The sequence below is a fragment of the Microcoleus sp. LAD1_D5 genome (genome assembly GCF_036702115.1).
GTDB lineage: Bacteria > Cyanobacteriota > Cyanobacteriia > Cyanobacteriales > Microcoleaceae > Microcoleus.
Genome location: NZ_JAUBSA010000068.1, coordinates 1 through 16797, shown reverse-complemented (window position 1 = coordinate 16797; position 16797 = coordinate 1). Strand labels below are relative to the sequence as shown.

Below are 16797 nucleotides of genomic sequence, written 5' to 3'. Positions count from 1 at the left end.
GGGACATATCCAATTACTGGGTGTTGTTGTAGGCCGTTCCATCTAAGGCAAGTATTAATGAATCCCAGACTGTACGCGCCACAGACTGGCATAAATTCCATCAAGTGCTAGTAAATCCTCGTGCTTACCCTGCTCGACAATTTGACCGCGATCCATCACATAAATACAATGACTGTGACGAATTGTGGAAAGACGATGGGCGATCGCGATCGTAGTTCGATTTTGAGTAATCATCGCCAATGACTTCTGAATCGCCGCTTCCGTCTCATTATCCACCGCAGAGGTAGCCTCATCCAAAATCAAAATCGGTGGATCTTTGAGAATAGCACGGGCGATCGCAATTCGCTGCCGTTGACCACCGGAAAGTTTCTGACCTCTTTCACCGACGATAGTATCGTATCCTTGGGGTAGTTGCAGGATAAATTCATGAGCCTGGGCTAATTTGGCAGCATGGATAATTTCTTCATGACTAGCATCAAAACTGCCATAAGCAATATTTTCTGCAACCGTACCGTGAAATAAAAATACATCCTGACTCACCCAACCAATACAGCGTCGTAATTCCCCAAGTTGTAACTCCCGAATATCGATACCATCAACCAGGATTTGTCCGCCTTGGACTTCGTAAAAGCGTAACAGTAGCTTAACTAGGGTACTTTTACCAGAACCTGTTGCACCGACAATGCCAATGCTTGCCCCGCCGGGAATGTGCAATGATAAATCTTGCAGTACATTGGTGCGATCGTTGTATGCAAAGGTAATATTGTCAAGATGCAGCTCACCGCGTACTGTTTTTAACGGTAAAGGATGTTTCCCTGTGGGAATAGCAATGGGAGTATCTAACAATCCCATGACTCGTTTGGTGGAAGCCATAGCCCGTTGATACTCGTCCATAATTTCGCTCAAACTGGCAAAAGGCCACAGTAATTGCTGCACAATGAATACCATGAAACCATAGGTTCCCACAGTTAACTGATTATTTGCCACTGCAACCCCACCAAAAAACAGTGTGGCGATGAAACCGATTACAACCACTAATCGAATAGCTGGATAAAAAGCAGCAGAAAGTGCGATCGCACGGGCATTACTGCGGCGATAGGCTTCACTGTCAGTAAGGACACGACCTCTTTCGTAGGTTTCAGCAGTAAAGCTTTTAATTGTAGCAATCCCTGAGAGGTTATTAGCTAAACGACTATTAATAAATCCGGCTTTGTCACGGACATCTGCATAACGGGGTGCGAGTCGTTTCTGGAATTCTAATGAACCCCAGAATATGAAGGGTGTGGGTAGGATTGCCAACCAAGCTACAGTGGGGGCGATGAGAATAAATGAACCGCCTACAGCTAAAATAGTGGTGATAAATTGCAGAATACTAGCCGCCCCAGAATCAAGAAATCTTTCTAATTGATTGATATCGTCGTTTAATATTGACAAAAGTGTGCCTGTAGAGCGTTCTTCAAAGTAGCTCAGTTCTAGTTCTTGTAAATGGCTATAAGCATCAAGACGTAGCTCATGCTGCATGGTTTGGGCGAGGTTGCGCCACAGGCGATCGTAAATAAATTCAGATAGTGATTCTAAAGTCCAAATTAATAATGTTAATAATGAGAGGATTGCCAGTAGTCCAATGATGTTAGTAATCCCAATCTGGGCAATGATAGAGTTCTCTTTTTCCACTACGACATCTACTGCCACACCTATTAAATAGGATGGTGCCAGGTCGAAGATTTTATTGAGGATGGTAAAGGTTACAGCAGTGCATACTTGAAGGCGGTAGTTTTTGGCGTAGTGTAACAACCGTAGGAGGGGATGCTGTTTGGTTAATGGTAAAGAGGTCATGGTAAATGCTCAATTTAGAGAAGATAATTAATCAGAATTACTTTGGTTTTCATTAATTCCTACAGGAGGTATTTGGGCGAAAATAGCAGATTGTAACAGTTCAGGAATCTGTTTCCAAACTACATTCCCTTTAGCACTTTTGATATACAGTTGCATAAAATCTAGTAATGCAGTGGCACTTTCTCCGGGGGTGAGATTGACGAAGAGATAGGTGGGTTTATCTGGACTGGCGACGGATACCACACAGCCATGATTGCACGCCCATAAGCATCCCACTGGTTGAATTTCCACTTCATTGTCTGGGAATTGTTCGGCGCATAAAGTATTCAGCTTGTCAACTAAAATAGTGCCATCAAAAGGGGGATTTTTTGGTCGTTCTGCGGAGGAACGGTGGCAGGATTTGCAGATAAATAGGGTGTGTTTAGGCATAGGTTTATGGTGTGTTGACTAAATATTTAAAAAGGTCATCAATTACAGCGTCAGTTCCAAGCATATGTGTCGCCGCCCATGCCATAAAATCAACATAATAAACGTGATTCTCTTGAACGGCTTTAAGTTTTTTCCAAAGTGGCTCTTGTTGTTTTTTTGCCAGAAATTCCTTGCCATTTCTCGAAAAAGTCGTCACAAATAAAATATCACCATCTGCTTTTTCTAATTCCTCTAAGGAAATAGGAAAAGATCCATAGGTTGAATCAAGATTTTGTGCGGCTGGACGCTGCAAAAGCGCATCGCTGATAATAGAACCAGGAAATGAGTTTTTGGAATCAATGTATATCTGCTCACGCCCAACAGTTATGAAGGATATTTTTTTACCTTGATAGCGAGTTCCTAATGCTAGTTTTAGCTGTTCTATTCGCTGATAGTAGCGATCCCAAAGGGCTTTTTCAACCTTTTGCTTTCCCAGTGATTTAGCTACAAAACTCAGATGTTTTTGCCAGCTTATGAAATCAATCTCACCTAATACCGTAGGGGCAATTTTAGATAGTAAAGGATAAATGGGCTTAAACCAATCTACACCAATAATTAAATCTGGTTTGAGTCGTAACGTTGCTTCTAAATTTGGTTGTGAAAGTCCAAGTAATTTTATTCCCTCCGTTTCACCATTAATGGATGTCAGAGAGTTTCCCTCTACGTAAACTTCGTTAGTTGTCCCGATGGGTTTAACCCCAAGTGCGAGGACATTGCCTAAAGTACATGAAGATAAGGTGACAACACGCTGGGGGTTAATAGGAACACAAGTTTCCCCCATTGTGTGTTTAACCATGCGACATTCTGCGGTTGATTGTTTAGGTAAAGAGGATATATTTTGAGATGTGTGGAGATTGCAAGCTGTAACTAGAGTAAATCCGAAAAGGCCTAATATTAGCCAGTAGGAAAAATGTCGCATGATTGTCTCAATTATTAAAACTGCCAAGAAATAGTTCCTTGAATTGTAAAAGGTTGTCCATAATAAACACGATTACCTAGCGAACTTTCAAAATATTCTACGTCAAATAGATTTTTGAAGTTGAGTGCGGCTGTGAAGCGATCTCGTTTATAGAAAATAGAGGCATCAGTCCGAAAATAGCTAGGTACAGTATAGGTATTGTTAAAATCAACGCGATCGCCCACATAAAACAAGCCTATTCCAGCACCTAAGCCTTGTAGATTACCTTCTTGAATCTCGTAGCTTGTCCATAAGTTAAAAGAGTGATTTGCACTATTTGACAATCGGCTTCCAGGTGTCAAAGTATTATCTTTAGTAACACGGGCATCGATATAAGCATAGCCCGCAAAAATATTCCATCCTGGTAAAATTTCGCCCGCCAGATTCAGTTCTACCCCTTGGCTATTCTGCTCACCGACTTGAATGGAAAAGTTTGGTCTGTTAGGGTCTGCTGTGGTGACATTGGTACGGGTCAAATCAAACAAGGAAAGCGTTGCTGAAAGTCGATCGTTCAAATCTGCCTTTACCCCAACCTCATACTGATTACCGCGTTCTGGCTTGAAGGAAGAGTCAACACCAAAAAAGTATGAGCCGCCTGGTGGAGTAAATGAGCTTGTATAGCTGGCGTACAGTGAGATTGCAGGGATGGGTTGATAGACAATCCCAACGCGAGGACTGAATGCACTATCTGTCCCACTGCTTTCTGTGTTGCTGATTAAATCTTCATATTTTCGATCGATAAAGTCAAACCGCTCACCCAACAAAATCTTCAAGTTATCGGTCAGTGCAACTTGATCTTGAAGATAAATTCCTAATGAGTTTGTCTGCTGTCGAATCCCAAAAGAAGACGGGAGTGTTGCTCCTCGCGGTTGACCGTATACAGGATTGAAGATATCAATTGATGCCGCCTCGAATTCATCGATTGGTGGATCAAAGTTGTCAAAACGATTTAAATCAAATCCCAATAATAGCTGATGCTGAATTGAACCTGTGGAAAACCTACCAATCAGATTTGTCGTCATCGCATAATTTCTATTTTCGGAAGAGCTTTCGGACGCTGATCTCGTAAAAGTCCGATTGTCGTCTGCATCTAGACTCCCAGCATTTGTGCGTCGTTGATAGAGATCGCGAAATGCAAACCTAAACGCATTGTTTATCGACCAATTTTCGCTAAACTTATGGTCTAACCGGTATCCAAGCCTAATAATTGTCTGCTCAAAACTATCAGAAGGTTCAAAAAGGTTGAGATTACGGGACACTTTCCCGTTTGGGTTAGGTAATACACTACCAATGACAGGTACGCCAGATGCGATCGTATCCCTTGTCCTGATATATTCTGCTTCCAAGGTCAGGTTAGTTTGCTCTCCGAGCGCTATACTGATTACGGGCGATACATTTAAGCTTTCACCATTAAATAAATCGACAAAACTACCTGAGTTTCTGTAGGCTAAATTAAGACGATATAAGACTGTCTTCGAGTCATTTAGCGGTCCCGACAAATCAACTGCACCTCGATAAAAACTATAGCTGCCAATCGTTGCATTAACAGCATAGAAAGGGTCGCGCAAAGGACGTTTAGATACGAGGTTGATGCTTCCTCCTGGATTACCTAAACCAAATAGCACTGATGCGGGACCTTTGAGAACTTCAACTCGCTCAATACTGGAAAGTTCGCTGACCTGTCCAGACAATGTATCAATTAGTCCATCCCTGAGAAGATTCGTCTCTGTTACATCGAATCCGCGAATGCTATAGAAAGTAAGTGGCCCAAAGTTAAAAGCCTGATTGACACCAGCAACATTTCTAAGTGCATCCTCTAAGCGAGTCACCTGTTGGTCGCGCAGCACTTCTTGAGGCACCACTTGAATCGATTGGGGAATGTCACGCAAAGGTGTATCAGTTTTTGTCCCAGTCGTAGTATTCGGAACGCGATACCCATCTCGTCGATCGCCCGTCACGACTAACTCAATTAGCCGCCGATCGGTTTGTGCCGATGGTTCCTCTTGCGGTGTCTCACTCGTGGGCTGCTCTGGTTCTAGTTGCAGTGGAGGCTGCGTCGCAATGGCCGCAGAGGTTATACCAAAAACCAGACCTGCATCATCATTAAATAACTCAACCGTTGGTAAAGTTTTATCACCTACCACCGTCACCCGAATAGTATTGGCATCCAGATTAGTTACCGTTATCTCAGTAATCCCCTCAACTGGATTTGGGGAACTGAATGTAAAAGCATCGCCCGACGGTAAACGCAGTTGGGCATTAGGAATATCAGCAATAAAGTTATTATCAGCACTGCGATCAGTGATTTGCAATCGTTCTCGAACAGTCGTCTGTAAAATCACCTCCACACCTTTCTCTGTGGGTCTAGCTTGCACTCCCGTCACCTGTACAATTTCTGATGAGGGGGCTGTTTGGGGTGCTGGCGACTGCACCAGCATGATTGCGCTAGTGCTGGGATGCTCAACTTCACTCAATTGCCGAATTTTTCCAGTCAACAGAGATTGTACATTTTCCTGACTTTCAACTTCCTGCTTTTCACCCATTGGTTGAATTTCTGCCGATGTAACTTGCACAATTTCACCCCCCTGGCCTTGGTAAGGGGGGACGGAAGGCAGGGCTGTTTCATTCGACTTAGGGGCCGTGCCCCCGTGCCGGCCCTCTTGGTCTGACATGCCGATCGAATCGTCTGGGTCGGGGGTAGGCACGGGGGCACTATCCCTAAAAAATTCACGTTTTTGGTGAGAATGAAACCGCCCTTGGACGGAAGGGGGGTTAGTTGGTGCTGGCGACTGCACCAGCATGATTGCGCTAGTGCTGGGAAGCTCAACTTCACTCAATTGCCGAATTTTTTGAGTCAACAGAGGTTGTAAATTTTCCTGACTTTCGACTTCCTGCTTTTCACCCATTGGTTTAATTTCTGCCCATCCCGGCCCAATGGCAACAGCATTCAAGCATCCCGATAGACTCAGTAAAAACCACAGTCGCCCACTACCAGACAAACACCAACGCTTCATCGCAACTCCCAATACACCAGCTTTTTGCAGAACTTGACTGAATTAATCCGCTTTGCAGTAATATCGCTCCCCCAAGAGGTGTCAACTTAACGTCAAACCCAGTCACAGAATGCTGTTTGACTATTAAATCTAGATCCCCCCTAGCCCCCCTTAAGAAGCTACCGTGTACACACAAGCTCCTTACCAAGGGGAGGGTGCGCGACATCGCGGGTGGGGTGCTTCAAGAGTTATTAGGTGTTAGACCCAAACTCGATTACTGCAAATAGTTTCTAATTCAATGGAGGTGAGTATAGAGAATCAATCGCAAGTGCGTCTATGCCAAAAACCGCATTATGTGCCTGAAAACGACTTTCTACCAAATAAACATCCGCTCGGCGTGATACCAAACCTGCGCTTAAAGGCTTCAGCAAAGCGTCTTGGCTCGGAATAACCAACTCGGTGAGCAACCTCAGTAATAGTTATGTTTCCTTGACGCAATAACTGCTCTGCCGATTCCATACGTTTCTCTGTCAGGTAGCTAAATGCTGTTTTGCCAAACAGTTCCTTAAATCCACGTTGCAGAGTGCGATCACTCACCCCGACACTTTGCGATAATTCCAGCAATGACGGCGGATTCTCCAAACGTGCCACTAAAATTTCCCTAGCCAGATGAATCCGGGCGATGGTGTCTGTCTTCAATCGCGGCGATGGTTGCAGTCCGTCTTGAGCAGATAAGATGGGAGCTAACTGCAACGCCATTAGTTCCAACACCTTACCCTGTAAATACATCCGCTTTGTCATGCCCTGGAAAGGACAGTTGACAATTTGCTGTGCTACTCCCTGAATAGCCGCCGTAGTTTCCGGGTAGAGCAAAGTCTGCCAATCATTACCCTTTGCCAACAGACGCAACTGCTGGGGAATTTCTCCTGTTTCATCGGGGAAAAAAGTTGCCAGCAAGTCAGGAGGCATATGAATGTCAACGCCCACCTGTCGAGATTTGGGGGATTTTGTAAGCATTTTGCGTTGAATACCGCTACCAGAAATACACGTATATCCTTCCCCTGACTGCCCCCCGTATTCGTCTATGACTTTGCCGGAAAGAAGAACGCAAAATTGCAGTGGGTGATCCCATTCAGGGATTTTATATAGGACCTCATCGTGATATTCATAGTCCAAAATCGCAAGCCAAAGATGAGGGTGCACCTCAATATCCCGTAAGTAGCCTTTGCCGAGTTGCTTGGGCATTTCACAGAGGATTTCAAATGGTTCTGGTTCTGGTGGTTGGAGGCTGTTGTGGTTAGCTTCTGCCCACAGTTCCCAATCCTCTTTCATCGTCAGGGTGATGGTCATAGCTGGATGATCTCTAAAAATTAATGATATTTATTATCAATAATCTTACCGCGAATGCTCAATACCATAGAATATTAAGTAGGGCTTGCTGATCGAGATCGAGACTCGATCGCTTGCGAAACGCTAGGTTAGATTTGCTCTGCCAACAGCCTCGGTTAATAATGAAGGCTTTTTTCGGTGATTGTACCAATTGAAGAACGCAAATCGATCGGCTAAAATTGTGCAATTGTTGAGCTTGCGGTGCTGGTGCATCTATGACTTACAGCTTGAGAATTGTCGATTTGCCAACGAGTGAACGGCCACGGGAACGGCTGATGGCGGGCGGCCCGAAAAGTTTGGCGACTGCAGAATTGATTGCGATTCTCCTGGGTACTGGTCAGGGACCCGGCAAACTTTCCGCCGTCGGACTCGGACAGTATATTTTAAATCAGTTGAGTTTGCATTCCCGTGATCCTCTGGCTGTGCTACGCAGTATTAGCGTTCAGGAGTTGACGCAGATTCATGGGATTGGCCCTGCTAAGGCAACTTCGATTTTGGCTGCGGTGGAGTTGGGGAAGCGGGTATTTCAGTCGCGGCCGCCGGAAATGGCGGTGGTTGACTCTCCGCAAGCGGCGGCGGATGCCCTGAGTCAGGATTTGATGTGGCAGTCTCAGGAACGTTTTGCTGTGGTGCTGCTGGATGTGAAAAATCGGTTGCTGGGTACTCAGGTAATTACGATCGGCACAGCAACGGAAACTTTGGCTCACCCTAGGGATATATTTCGCGAGGTCATCCGCCAGGGGGCGACGCGGGCGATTATCTCGCACAATCACCCCTCCGGGATTGTGGAGCCAAGCCCGGAGGATATTGCTTTGACGCGACAGTTGCTGGCGGGAGCGCAGTTTTTGTCGATTCCGCTACTGGATCACTTGATTTTGGGGAATGGCGATTTTCGGAGCTTGCGGCAGACGACGACGCTTTGGGACGAGTATCCCCAGGGCGATTGAACTCTTATACTTAACTAATTTCATTACTATCATTAGTTATTTGTATCTTTGCCCGATCCGACGGGTGAATCAGCTCTGACAGCAGGCAAATTTTCAGGCTGGAGTCCCCCGCGAGAGCCTGTTTTGGCTGAATGTCGCTGCTGATACTTCGTTTCGAGCACAACTCGGTTAATCTAGTATAGGTAGGCTGAAGAGGTCGCTAATCCGATTTTTTTTGAGCATACTAAACGTATACTGAACCAGCACCTAAATACCCATTTATTAAGCAATTATTAAATGGGCTGTAAAATACACGGTGTGGTGATAGGAGGAGAACTGTGTTTCTGAGACTTGCAGAACAACACCGTAAATTCGTTCAAGATTTGGTAATGAATCTCCAAGCTTTAGCGATCGTGCTAGAGCATCGGGGTTATCTGGCATCCTGCTACACTTGCGGGGGTCAGATGAACAGTGCCTCATTTATGGTCAGTTTGACGGACAACCATCTGATTCGATTTTTAGTGTCAGATTACGGTATCACTTGGACTGAGATGCGGGACGACCGCGAACTCATGAAACTAGAAGGTGCAGAAGCGATTAATCAGTTACAAGAACTGGCAAATCTCGTAAAGTATCAAATCCAACCTTCGGAAGCTACTTTAGCGACGGCGCAGTGAGTGTAGCGATTGCACGGTTCCGAGGAAGGCGACGCAAGAAAGTGGGTGCTTGTCTGCTAAAACCGAATCCCCAGCGAGTTAGTTGAGAGGGTTGACGTGTTGCACAGCGATGGCTGCTCAACATAGAAGGGTGCTTTCAGACGGTTTAGCGCTCAGTCGATCGAAGTGAGCCTGGGCAGACGGCATACTATATGCCAGAAGTCTCAAACTTGGAACCTCTAGTTTTTTTCAGCAGTTGATTCTCCCTTGAGAGCGATTAGCAAAATGTAGAAGTGTGACTCCTCGTCGGCTGCGATGTTAATTTCTCACTTGGCATTCAAAAGTCAAGGAATTGAAATTAACTTTAAGCAGGCAGGTAGAATTTAACATCCAGAGTGAGGATGAGGCTGTGAAGATTGGGTGAAGCGCATACCGGAGGCTATGGCCTAGGGGCGATTCAGCAGTCAACTGCCAAGCCGGTAAGGCTTAATTCGAGCAATTAGTGAGTGCTTGATTGAAAACATCTTCATTTGTCTAAAATTCCTGGTTTGGATAGCCGCGAATTCCATGAGACTGTTGGCGAATCAATACTTTGTTGGCTTGGGGGGTTTAATAATGAACTGCCAAGATGCCAAGTACGCCAAGAAGGAAGAAGAAAGAGAAACAGGGAAAGAAAAATTAATTGCGGGTAATTACCGGAAATGATCTAAGAGGGGTGCGACGGGAGCAAATGTGGGGTGTCACCCTTCACGGATTCGCCAACAGCATCATGATCTTCGCCCGCAGCTTTAATTGACACCAATTCCATTGTGGTAGCCCCACAAAAGTGTTGTCCACCCCCTACACTCGTCCTAATTTCGGTCGCATCCGCAGTTCTGCCCACATGGGCAGATGCTCTGAACCAATTGGCGGTAAAACCTTGGCTGATTTCGCCCCCCAGTGCTGAGAATACCAAACATAGTCAAGCCTCACCAGGGGAAAAGTTAATTTCCAGTTTAACTGTTTAACCAGTAAACTCAAATCCCATCCGTGAGGAAAAGTAAAGCCAAAACCCACTCCTGCTGTTCGGAAAGCATCTTGCATAACCGCTTTCAAATAAGAGTAGTCTTGAGACTGGTCAGTCAGATTAAAGTCCCCGGCGGCAATAGTCGGCAGCGTTTCTTTCTGGAGTCGTCGCACTAAATCTTGAATTTGTGCCGGTCGGTCGCCGTAGTCGTAAACTGGGATTTTGAGAAAAGGCAAAATTTTATGCTGGCGAAACCACGGTGGGGTTGTTGAAATGTTATAAAGAACTACATCTTGCTGGTTCATTTCGATAATAGCTCGTTCCTGTGGTTCGTTCCCACCGGCTAGCTTTAACTTGTGGAAAGAGCGAATCGGATATCGGCTGAGAATCACATGGTATCCGCGCCCCAGGTGGTGCGGGTATAATGCCACCAACTTAGAGAATACTTCTTGGGCGTAATCCTCCTTAATTTCTTGCAAACAAATGAGGTCTGGTTTTTCTTGCTGAATTAGGTTAACCAAAGCTTGTGGGGATTTGTGATGCCAGCCGAGGTTGAGAGAAAAAACCTTGAGGGTTGGCTGGGAGTCACTGATCTTCGCCGACTGGGGAGAAAAGTAGGTGACGTGTAGCCAACCCAGCAGGCAGAGGCTAGCCACAGATGAAACAATCGCGAACCAGCGTTTCTTTATGAGAAAAAACCCTAGAATTGGCAGCAGGAAGATTGGCAAGAAAATCCAAGGAACAAAATCCCCCATCAAGGCAACCGGCCACAACCTGTCCCAAAAGATCAGTCTCAGAATCAGATAGCTGACAATCAGTGCTGAGTAAGCGTAGGCGAGCAGTTGAGCAATTCGCTGCAAAAATCGGTAAGGCTTAATCATAGCGCCGTCTGCAATAGCATCCTCTTACTGGTGTGGGGACAAAAAACTGGATACTGCTCAGCTCAAATTAACTGAAATGGCAGATCCCCTGCTGAGGCTAGGTAATACACTTCTCCTGTGTCCGGCTCTTTTATTTTATACAGACTTCGGGCTGGAAACAGTGATTGAAAATCACGATTGGTATATTGCTATTTATAGTAAGTTGTTGGTTAAACCAAAATTAGCGATCGCAAAGTTAGGAATCTCAAGCAAATGATCAATCTCAGCGAACTACTCGAACCCATCGCCAGTCAATTTCGCAGTCTGGGAATTCCCGAACCAATTACCCATTGGGGACACCCTGTAATGATGGGGATCGTGGTAGTGGCAATGGGCAGTTTTGTCGGGTATACGGGATGGCAAGGACGTTTGGCCACCGATAAAGATGTCGCACTCAAAAGTCGCTCGGATCACCGCAAGCTTGCACCGTGGATGTTTCTGTTTCTAGCTTTGGGCTATACAGGCGGCTTGCTGTCGCTGGTGATGCAGCACCAGCCAGTCATGGAAAGTCCGCATTTTTGGACAGGTTCGGCGGTGCTGGTTTTACTGGCTGTTGGCAGCTTGATTTCGCTAACGGGTTTTGGGGGCAATAAGCTGGCACTGCGTGCGGTTCACGCTTATTTAGGCACGACAGCCCTTGCACTTATGGTGCTGCACGCGGCTTTCGGTTTAAAATTGGGGCTGTCTATTTAGAAGAGGAAGAAGAAGGGGAAGGGGAAGGGAAAGAATGTAAGGAAAGAAATTTTTCCATAACTTACGCACGGGTAGCCAGAAACAGGTTTTTTATCGAAATACACGGCGTTTAGCCTTTGATCCTGATTAAAAAATCCGGTTTATTTGGTAAGGAGTGCATAAGTTCCGCATAGTTTTCCCTGAAATATTCCCCCTCTCAATTACTAATTAATGAATCAAGCAACGGGTGTCATCTTCTGTCTTGCATACATTTTGGGATTGATTTCTACAGCGGTTTCTTGGGGTAGATACGCGATACTTGCTTTGGGAGTAGCGGTAGCGATCGCCCTGCCAAAATTGTTGCGAAAATTTACTAAAAATTCTGTCAAAGTCACCAATAAAAGACGCAGCAGACAAAAAGAAAATCCTCTTGAAGCACCCTTAGATGCGAGGGAAGAGTTGAGTTTGTTGGAGATGCTGCCGAGAGCGAAATGGGTGTGGGCAGTTGCGGGTTTGGTGGCATTTCTAGCGAGCGTTTATTTTGCAGTTCGATCGCCCCAACCAGCAATAGATGACATCAGCAAACTGATTCCGGCTGGCGGGAATACTCAAGAAGTGGCAGTGACAGTTCGCGGTAGAGTGGTCAGTACACCTCGATTGACTCGATCCGGTCGATCGCAATTTTGGCTAGAAACAGATTTAGTTAGCGAAATCAACGGCGGCGAGGGAGGAGCAGTTGTCAACCGCCCAGTATCCGGCAAACTTTACGTTACATTGCCCCTGCTGCAAGCAACGGGTTTGTACGCCGACAATACGATCGCAGTTGTGGGTTCCTTGTACAAACCGCAGCCGCCGTCGAATCCAGGGGCTTTTAATTTTCAAGCATATTTAGCCAGAGAAGGGGCTTTTGTAGGGCTCAAAGGTCGTCAAATCGACTGGAGGAGAGAAAAAGCGATCGCAGATGTAAATCGAGTTAACAGCCAAACGGCTGCTTTCTTGGAGCCAAGCGGGATGCAGCCATCGAAAATTCAAGCGATGCGGCAGCGGATCGTGCGATCGCAGCTATCGCAGTTAAATGTTCCCGAAGGCCCGCTGATCAGTGCGATCGCCCTCGGCAAACAAGCAGTAGATTTACCTTACAACATCCGCGACTCTTTTGTGCAGGCTGGATTAGCCCACGCGATCGCAGCTTCCGGCACTCAAGTTTCTATGGTTTTGGCTTTAGTTCTAGGTTTAACCAGGCGTTTTTCCAAACAATTACAATTTAGTTTTGGCGTCGGTGCTTTATTTTTGCTTGTGGGATTAACTGGCTTTGAAGCTTCAGTATGCCGTGCGGCTTTGATGGGATTTGGAACATTATTTGCTTTGGTGCTGAACCGCCAAGTTAAGCCGCTGGGATTGCTGTTAATCGCTGCTACTATTTTACTACTGGTTAACCCTTTGTGGATTTGGGATTTAGGTTTCCAACTGAGTTTTTTGGCGACTTTGGGGTTAATTGTGACAACGCCGCCACTGATGGCAAAGTTGGACTGGATGCCTCCCGCGATCGCTTCGATTGTGGTGGTTCCGATCGCCGCTTCAGTTTGGGTGCTGCCGCTGTTACTTTACGTTTTTAGTGTGGTATCACCTTACAGCATTTTAGTCAATATTATTGCGGCTCCTTTGCTGTGGATTTTGAGTATTGGGGGAATGATTAGCGCTTTAGCTGGATTGATTTTTCCGCCTGCTGGAAGTGTTTTTGTGCAAGTCCTAGACTATCCGGCAAAGTGGTTAATTGCGATCGCCGAATATTTCTCGCAATTGCCCGGTAATTCGGTAGCTGTCGGTCAAGTATCGGTGTTTCAACTAATCGCGCTTTACAGTTTAATTTGCTGGGTTTGGATTGGGGGAAGAAACAAGAAGAAAGAAGGAAGAGGGAAGAAGGAAGAAGGAAGAAGGAAGAAGGAAGAGGGAAGAAGGAAGAAGGAAGAAGGAAGAGGGAAGAAGGGTAAAAGTAGAGTTGTTTCGCTGCCGAGTTTTTCATCTGCTTGGATTTTACCGCTGGCGCTGGTGGCGGGAATAAGTATCATAGTTTTGCCAGCTTGGCACGTTCAAGCATCTTTATTTCAAGTTACTTTGCTGGCGACATCGGGCGAACCAGTGTTAGTAATTCAAGATAGGGGAAAAGTGGCGCTAATTAATAGCGGTGATGAAAATACCGTAAGGTTTACAGTGCTGCCTTTTTTGCAGCAGCAAGGAGTTAATTCGGTCAATTTTGCGATCGCCACTCACGGTCATTTAGGTTTGAGCAGTGGTTGGGGAAAATTACTAGAACGCTTGCCAATTAAAACATTTTATGATATTTATGCTCCGAAACAAATTCACCGTGGCAACAATCAGGAATTTATAACGGCTGTGCAATCTCGCCAAGGCGTTTACTTTCCTTTAGAAACTAACAGTGCAGTCGATCTGGGTTCGACGCGGTTGCAGTTCGTGAATGCGGAGATTCCGGTGGTAGAATTCCTGGTGGGAAATCGAACTTGGTTGCTCGTCGGTGAAATGACACCGGAAGTGCAAAAAAAATTGGCAGCAACGGGAACCTTGAAGCCGGCTCAAGTGCTGTGGTGGTCAGGAAAAGCCCTGACGGCTGAGTTATTAAGCGCGGTTGGGCCGCAAGTGGCGATCGCATCTGCTAACGAAATCGACCCAGAAACCGCAGCCCAACTGCGCCAAAGCAAAATCCAGATATTCTGGACAGGGCGCGACGGAGCCCTCCAGTGGACTCCAGCAGGGGGATTTAAGACCACTCTGGAATCTGAAGAAAATCAAACTTCTTTTTTATAAAGATTTACAATCTGGCGCACTGTGCGGTAAAATAATTTTAGCTCACATCTCAAATCAATTGGAGAGGTGGCAGAGCGGTTGAATGCGGTAGACTCGAAATCTATTTTAAAGGCAACTTTAACGTGGGTTCAAATCCCACCCTCTCCGTACATTCCTTACTCCACAAGGCTTTGATGCTATCCGCTTCTTTAGCCACACGTGCAGTTTTATAGGCAGTGGTATATATGAGTGGTATATGCACCACTGCGGTATATACCACTTTTTGTTTTAACTCCACCCCATCAAGCGGGCGATCGGTCAGACAGGAGTATTTCTAAAATTGCCTCCACGTCTGCCATGTCCGCCTTAGACTTTTTGCGCCGTGCCTTGAGTTGGTTGAGCACGTCGGCCGATGCTGGAAACTCTGCCACGGTCGGAGCTGAGTTTTTATTGGCTTCCCGATCGCGCCGCACTTCCTTGAGATCTTGCTCCAACATCTGCACCTTCAGACCCAAATCGCCGTTGCGCTCGTGTAACTGATTCAGTTCTGCATCCCATTCTGTAAGTTGCTTGTTAGCCGCTTTCAATTCCTGCCTGAGCGATTCATCGTTGCCATCGCTCAGGCACTCAATTTTCCCAGCCGTTCCTCAATGGTGGCCATCCGTTCCATCACGGGGTCAAGGCGATCGGCTACAGCCTTGTCTACAGTTTCTGCCATAGTTGTAGACAACTCTGTAGACACGACGCTGTTATGGTCTCCTGTAGACAAATCTGTAGATATTGTATACAAGGCTGTAGCGTCATCCTGTGTAGACAATGTAGACAATGTAGACAGGGTTGTAGACGCGCCTGATATTTTCTTGAGAATGCGTTGTGCAGCTTGACTGACCGACTCACCATCTAGTCTTTGAGCTTCTATCCAGTTCAAGAAGTGACCGGAAGCCCTGAACGATACGACTTGACTTTGACTCATTGTAGACAGTTGTATACAGTATTTGTCTACAATAACTGATAACTGTCAACATATTGTAGACAAAACTTGTTGACATGAAAATCCCCGCATAGGGACGGGATTTAGCCGTCAATCAGAGATAACCGCTGCCAATCAGCACAGGCTTACTAGCAGCGATTTCTAACTCAGAGAAAGCTTAAAGCTTCATCAGGTCGGAACCTTCAAACTCAAACTGCCGAATATTCCTAACAGGCTTATCAAACTTGACGAGATAGCTCGTGCCAGTGCTGCTGTGCCAAATATCTGCAATCTCACCGCGAGCGCCTTGATAAATACCCCCTCCATCTTTAACCACAACTTGCTGACCCAACTGGAAAGTCCTAGGCTCCTTTGGGTGGCCACTGGTTTAGCAGGTTGGGGACTCAGCAATAAGTTTTCTGATTTTTCAGAAGGTGGTGAATTTGTGACTACAGTGACTACAGTAGGCTCTAAATCCATATCATGCAAGGATTCTGACTGTAGTCTACCCTTGACTACAGTGCTTACTTTTCACGGCATCTCTCAAAGGTAGAGTAGGAGGTCATTCTAGGCAAAAGGGGTAGATGGTGTGCGATTCGTTGAAAGGTGAATCACGGTGAAAGTCCGTACATAGCGTTTCCAGTCACAAGGCTGAACTCTCGGTCTGATAAGGGTGCAAGTCCCTTCTGCCAGACTCAGGTATGACTCCCTACCTGCCCACACCGACCGAGCTCGATTCTCGGAGAGTGAAGCTGGGAACAGGACGCAAACAGACATCTAATGTGAGGTGACACTGGTGTTAATGGGGAGTTCCGATGGTGAAATTGAGCCTAGAAAAGTAACTTAGCCCCAAGCGGGACACAGACAAAAACTCCCGACTTCACTGGAGCTTATTCCCGCCGAATCATACTATCAATATCGGCAAGAGTCCAGGGAATCCAGCAGTTAAATTGGCTCCACCTAAAGGAACAATCAATCTAACCGAGGGAACGAAGAAAAACGAACTAAGGGTCAAGGGGAAGTCGAACCCTTTCGTAGGCTAGACGAGCAGCGGAACCCCCTTAGTTCGGGTAGGACAGACCGTAATTGGTCTGAGGTGTTCAGAAAACATAAGTTAGAGCAGAGCATGATTAGACACAGCAGCAATGTTAGTGAATCTTGGAAGACGTTACCTTGGAAGAAATTCCGAAGGGACTTATTT

At 46.0% G+C, this 16797-nt stretch carries 13 protein-coding genes and 1 tRNA gene; 5 read left to right on the top strand and 9 right to left on the bottom strand.

Going from position 1 to position 16797, the window contains the following annotated elements; translation table 11 throughout:
* Positions 1 to 54: 54 nt before the first annotated feature.
* The 5 genes from QUA70_RS22720 to QUA70_RS22700 all read right to left on the bottom strand — a co-directional run bounded on the left by QUA70_RS22720 (position 55) and on the right by QUA70_RS22700 (position 7605).
* Positions 55 to 1836, bottom strand: coding sequence for an ABC transporter ATP-binding protein (locus QUA70_RS22720; protein WP_333327037.1), 1782 nt, complete (start codon positions 1834 to 1836; stop codon positions 55 to 57).
* A 27-nt stretch (positions 1837 to 1863) separates the two neighbouring features.
* Positions 1864 to 2265, bottom strand: coding sequence for a DUF1636 family protein (locus QUA70_RS22715; RefSeq protein ID WP_333327039.1), 402 nt, complete (start codon positions 2263 to 2265; stop codon positions 1864 to 1866).
* A gap of 4 nt (positions 2266 to 2269) precedes the next feature.
* On the bottom strand, positions 2270 to 3100 hold the full coding sequence (locus QUA70_RS22710; RefSeq protein WP_333327041.1) for an iron-siderophore ABC transporter substrate-binding protein: 831 nt from the start codon (positions 3098 to 3100) through the stop codon (positions 2270 to 2272).
* A 137-nt stretch (positions 3101 to 3237) separates the two neighbouring features.
* Positions 3238 to 6276: a TonB-dependent siderophore receptor gene (locus QUA70_RS22705; RefSeq protein ID WP_333350085.1), complete on the bottom strand. Its 3039-nt coding sequence runs from the start codon at positions 6274 to 6276 to the stop codon at positions 3238 to 3240.
* Between the two features lie 330 nt (positions 6277 to 6606).
* Positions 6607 to 7605, bottom strand: coding sequence for an AraC family transcriptional regulator (locus QUA70_RS22700; protein ID WP_333327045.1), 999 nt, complete (start codon positions 7603 to 7605; stop codon positions 6607 to 6609).
* A gap of 254 nt (positions 7606 to 7859) precedes the next feature.
* On the opposite strand from QUA70_RS22700, the gene radC reads away from it, so the two are divergent.
* Entirely contained in the window at positions 7860 to 8591 is a 732-nt protein-coding gene (radC, locus tag QUA70_RS22695; RefSeq protein ID WP_333327047.1) for a RadC family protein, read from the top strand.
* A 317-nt stretch (positions 8592 to 8908) separates the two neighbouring features.
* Positions 8909 to 9247 carry a DUF1815 family protein gene (locus QUA70_RS22690; protein ID WP_015176985.1) on the top strand — a complete coding sequence of 113 codons (339 nt, stop codon included), beginning with the start codon at positions 8909 to 8911 and terminating at the stop codon, positions 9245 to 9247.
* 819 nt (positions 9248 to 10066) lie between these two features.
* On the opposite strand, the gene QUA70_RS22685 is transcribed toward QUA70_RS22690, so the two are convergent.
* Positions 10067 to 11113 carry an endonuclease/exonuclease/phosphatase family protein gene (locus tag QUA70_RS22685; protein WP_333327049.1) on the bottom strand — a complete coding sequence of 349 codons (1047 nt, stop codon included), beginning with the start codon at positions 11111 to 11113 and terminating at the stop codon, positions 10067 to 10069.
* Between the two features lie 252 nt (positions 11114 to 11365).
* Between QUA70_RS22685 and QUA70_RS22680 the strand changes: the two genes are divergently transcribed.
* From QUA70_RS22680 to QUA70_RS22670, 3 genes are all read left to right on the top strand, one after another.
* Positions 11366 to 11845, top strand: coding sequence for a DUF4079 domain-containing protein (locus QUA70_RS22680; protein ID WP_006634842.1), 480 nt, complete (start codon positions 11366 to 11368; stop codon positions 11843 to 11845).
* A gap of 210 nt (positions 11846 to 12055) precedes the next feature.
* Complete coding sequence (locus QUA70_RS22675) at positions 12056 to 14647, top strand: ComEC/Rec2 family competence protein (RefSeq protein WP_333327051.1); 2592 nt, start codon at positions 12056 to 12058, stop codon at positions 14645 to 14647.
* Between the two features lie 60 nt (positions 14648 to 14707).
* Positions 14708 to 14794, top strand: a tRNA-Ser gene (locus tag QUA70_RS22670).
* Positions 14795 to 14928: 134 nt separating this feature from the next.
* Here the strand turns inward: QUA70_RS22670 and QUA70_RS22665 are convergent.
* From QUA70_RS22665 to QUA70_RS22655, 3 genes are all read right to left on the bottom strand, one after another.
* Positions 14929 to 15213 (bottom strand): flagellar alpha dynein, encoded by a 285-nt coding sequence (locus tag QUA70_RS22665; protein ID WP_333327053.1) that lies wholly within the window; start codon positions 15211 to 15213, stop codon positions 14929 to 14931.
* Positions 15214 to 15245: 32 nt separating this feature from the next.
* Entirely contained in the window at positions 15246 to 15599 is a 354-nt protein-coding gene (locus QUA70_RS22660) for a hypothetical protein (RefSeq protein WP_333327055.1), read from the bottom strand.
* Between the two features lie 175 nt (positions 15600 to 15774).
* On the bottom strand, positions 15775 to 15948 hold the full coding sequence (locus tag QUA70_RS22655; protein ID WP_333327057.1) for a hypothetical protein: 174 nt from the start codon (positions 15946 to 15948) through the stop codon (positions 15775 to 15777).
* Between the last annotated feature and the right edge of the window lie 849 nt (positions 15949 to 16797).

Excerpts from the sequence above, each read along its gene's own strand:
- QUA70_RS22705 (WP_333350085.1), bottom strand. The coding sequence starts at position 6,276 with ATGAAGCGTTGGTGTTTGTCTGGTAGTGGGCGACTGTGGTTTTTACTG.
- radC (WP_333327047.1), top strand. The coding sequence starts at position 7,860 with ATGACTTACAGCTTGAGAATTGTCGATTTGCCAACGAGTGAACGGCCA.
- QUA70_RS22685 (WP_333327049.1), bottom strand. The coding sequence starts at position 11,113 with ATGATTAAGCCTTACCGATTTTTGCAGCGAATTGCTCAACTGCTCGCC.
- QUA70_RS22675 (WP_333327051.1), top strand. The coding sequence starts at position 12,056 with ATGAATCAAGCAACGGGTGTCATCTTCTGTCTTGCATACATTTTGGGA.
- QUA70_RS22710 (WP_333327041.1), bottom strand. The coding sequence starts at position 3,100 with ATGGTTAAACACACAATGGGGGAAACTTGTGTTCCTATTAACCCCCAG.
- QUA70_RS22715 (WP_333327039.1), bottom strand. The coding sequence starts at position 2,265 with ATGCCTAAACACACCCTATTTATCTGCAAATCCTGCCACCGTTCCTCC.
- QUA70_RS22680 (WP_006634842.1), top strand. The coding sequence starts at position 11,366 with ATGATCAATCTCAGCGAACTACTCGAACCCATCGCCAGTCAATTTCGC.
- QUA70_RS22720 (WP_333327037.1), bottom strand. The coding sequence starts at position 1,836 with ATGACCTCTTTACCATTAACCAAACAGCATCCCCTCCTACGGTTGTTA.
- QUA70_RS22700 (WP_333327045.1), bottom strand. The coding sequence starts at position 7,605 with ATGACCATCACCCTGACGATGAAAGAGGATTGGGAACTGTGGGCAGAA.
- QUA70_RS22660 (WP_333327055.1), bottom strand. The coding sequence starts at position 15,599 with ATGAGTCAAAGTCAAGTCGTATCGTTCAGGGCTTCCGGTCACTTCTTG.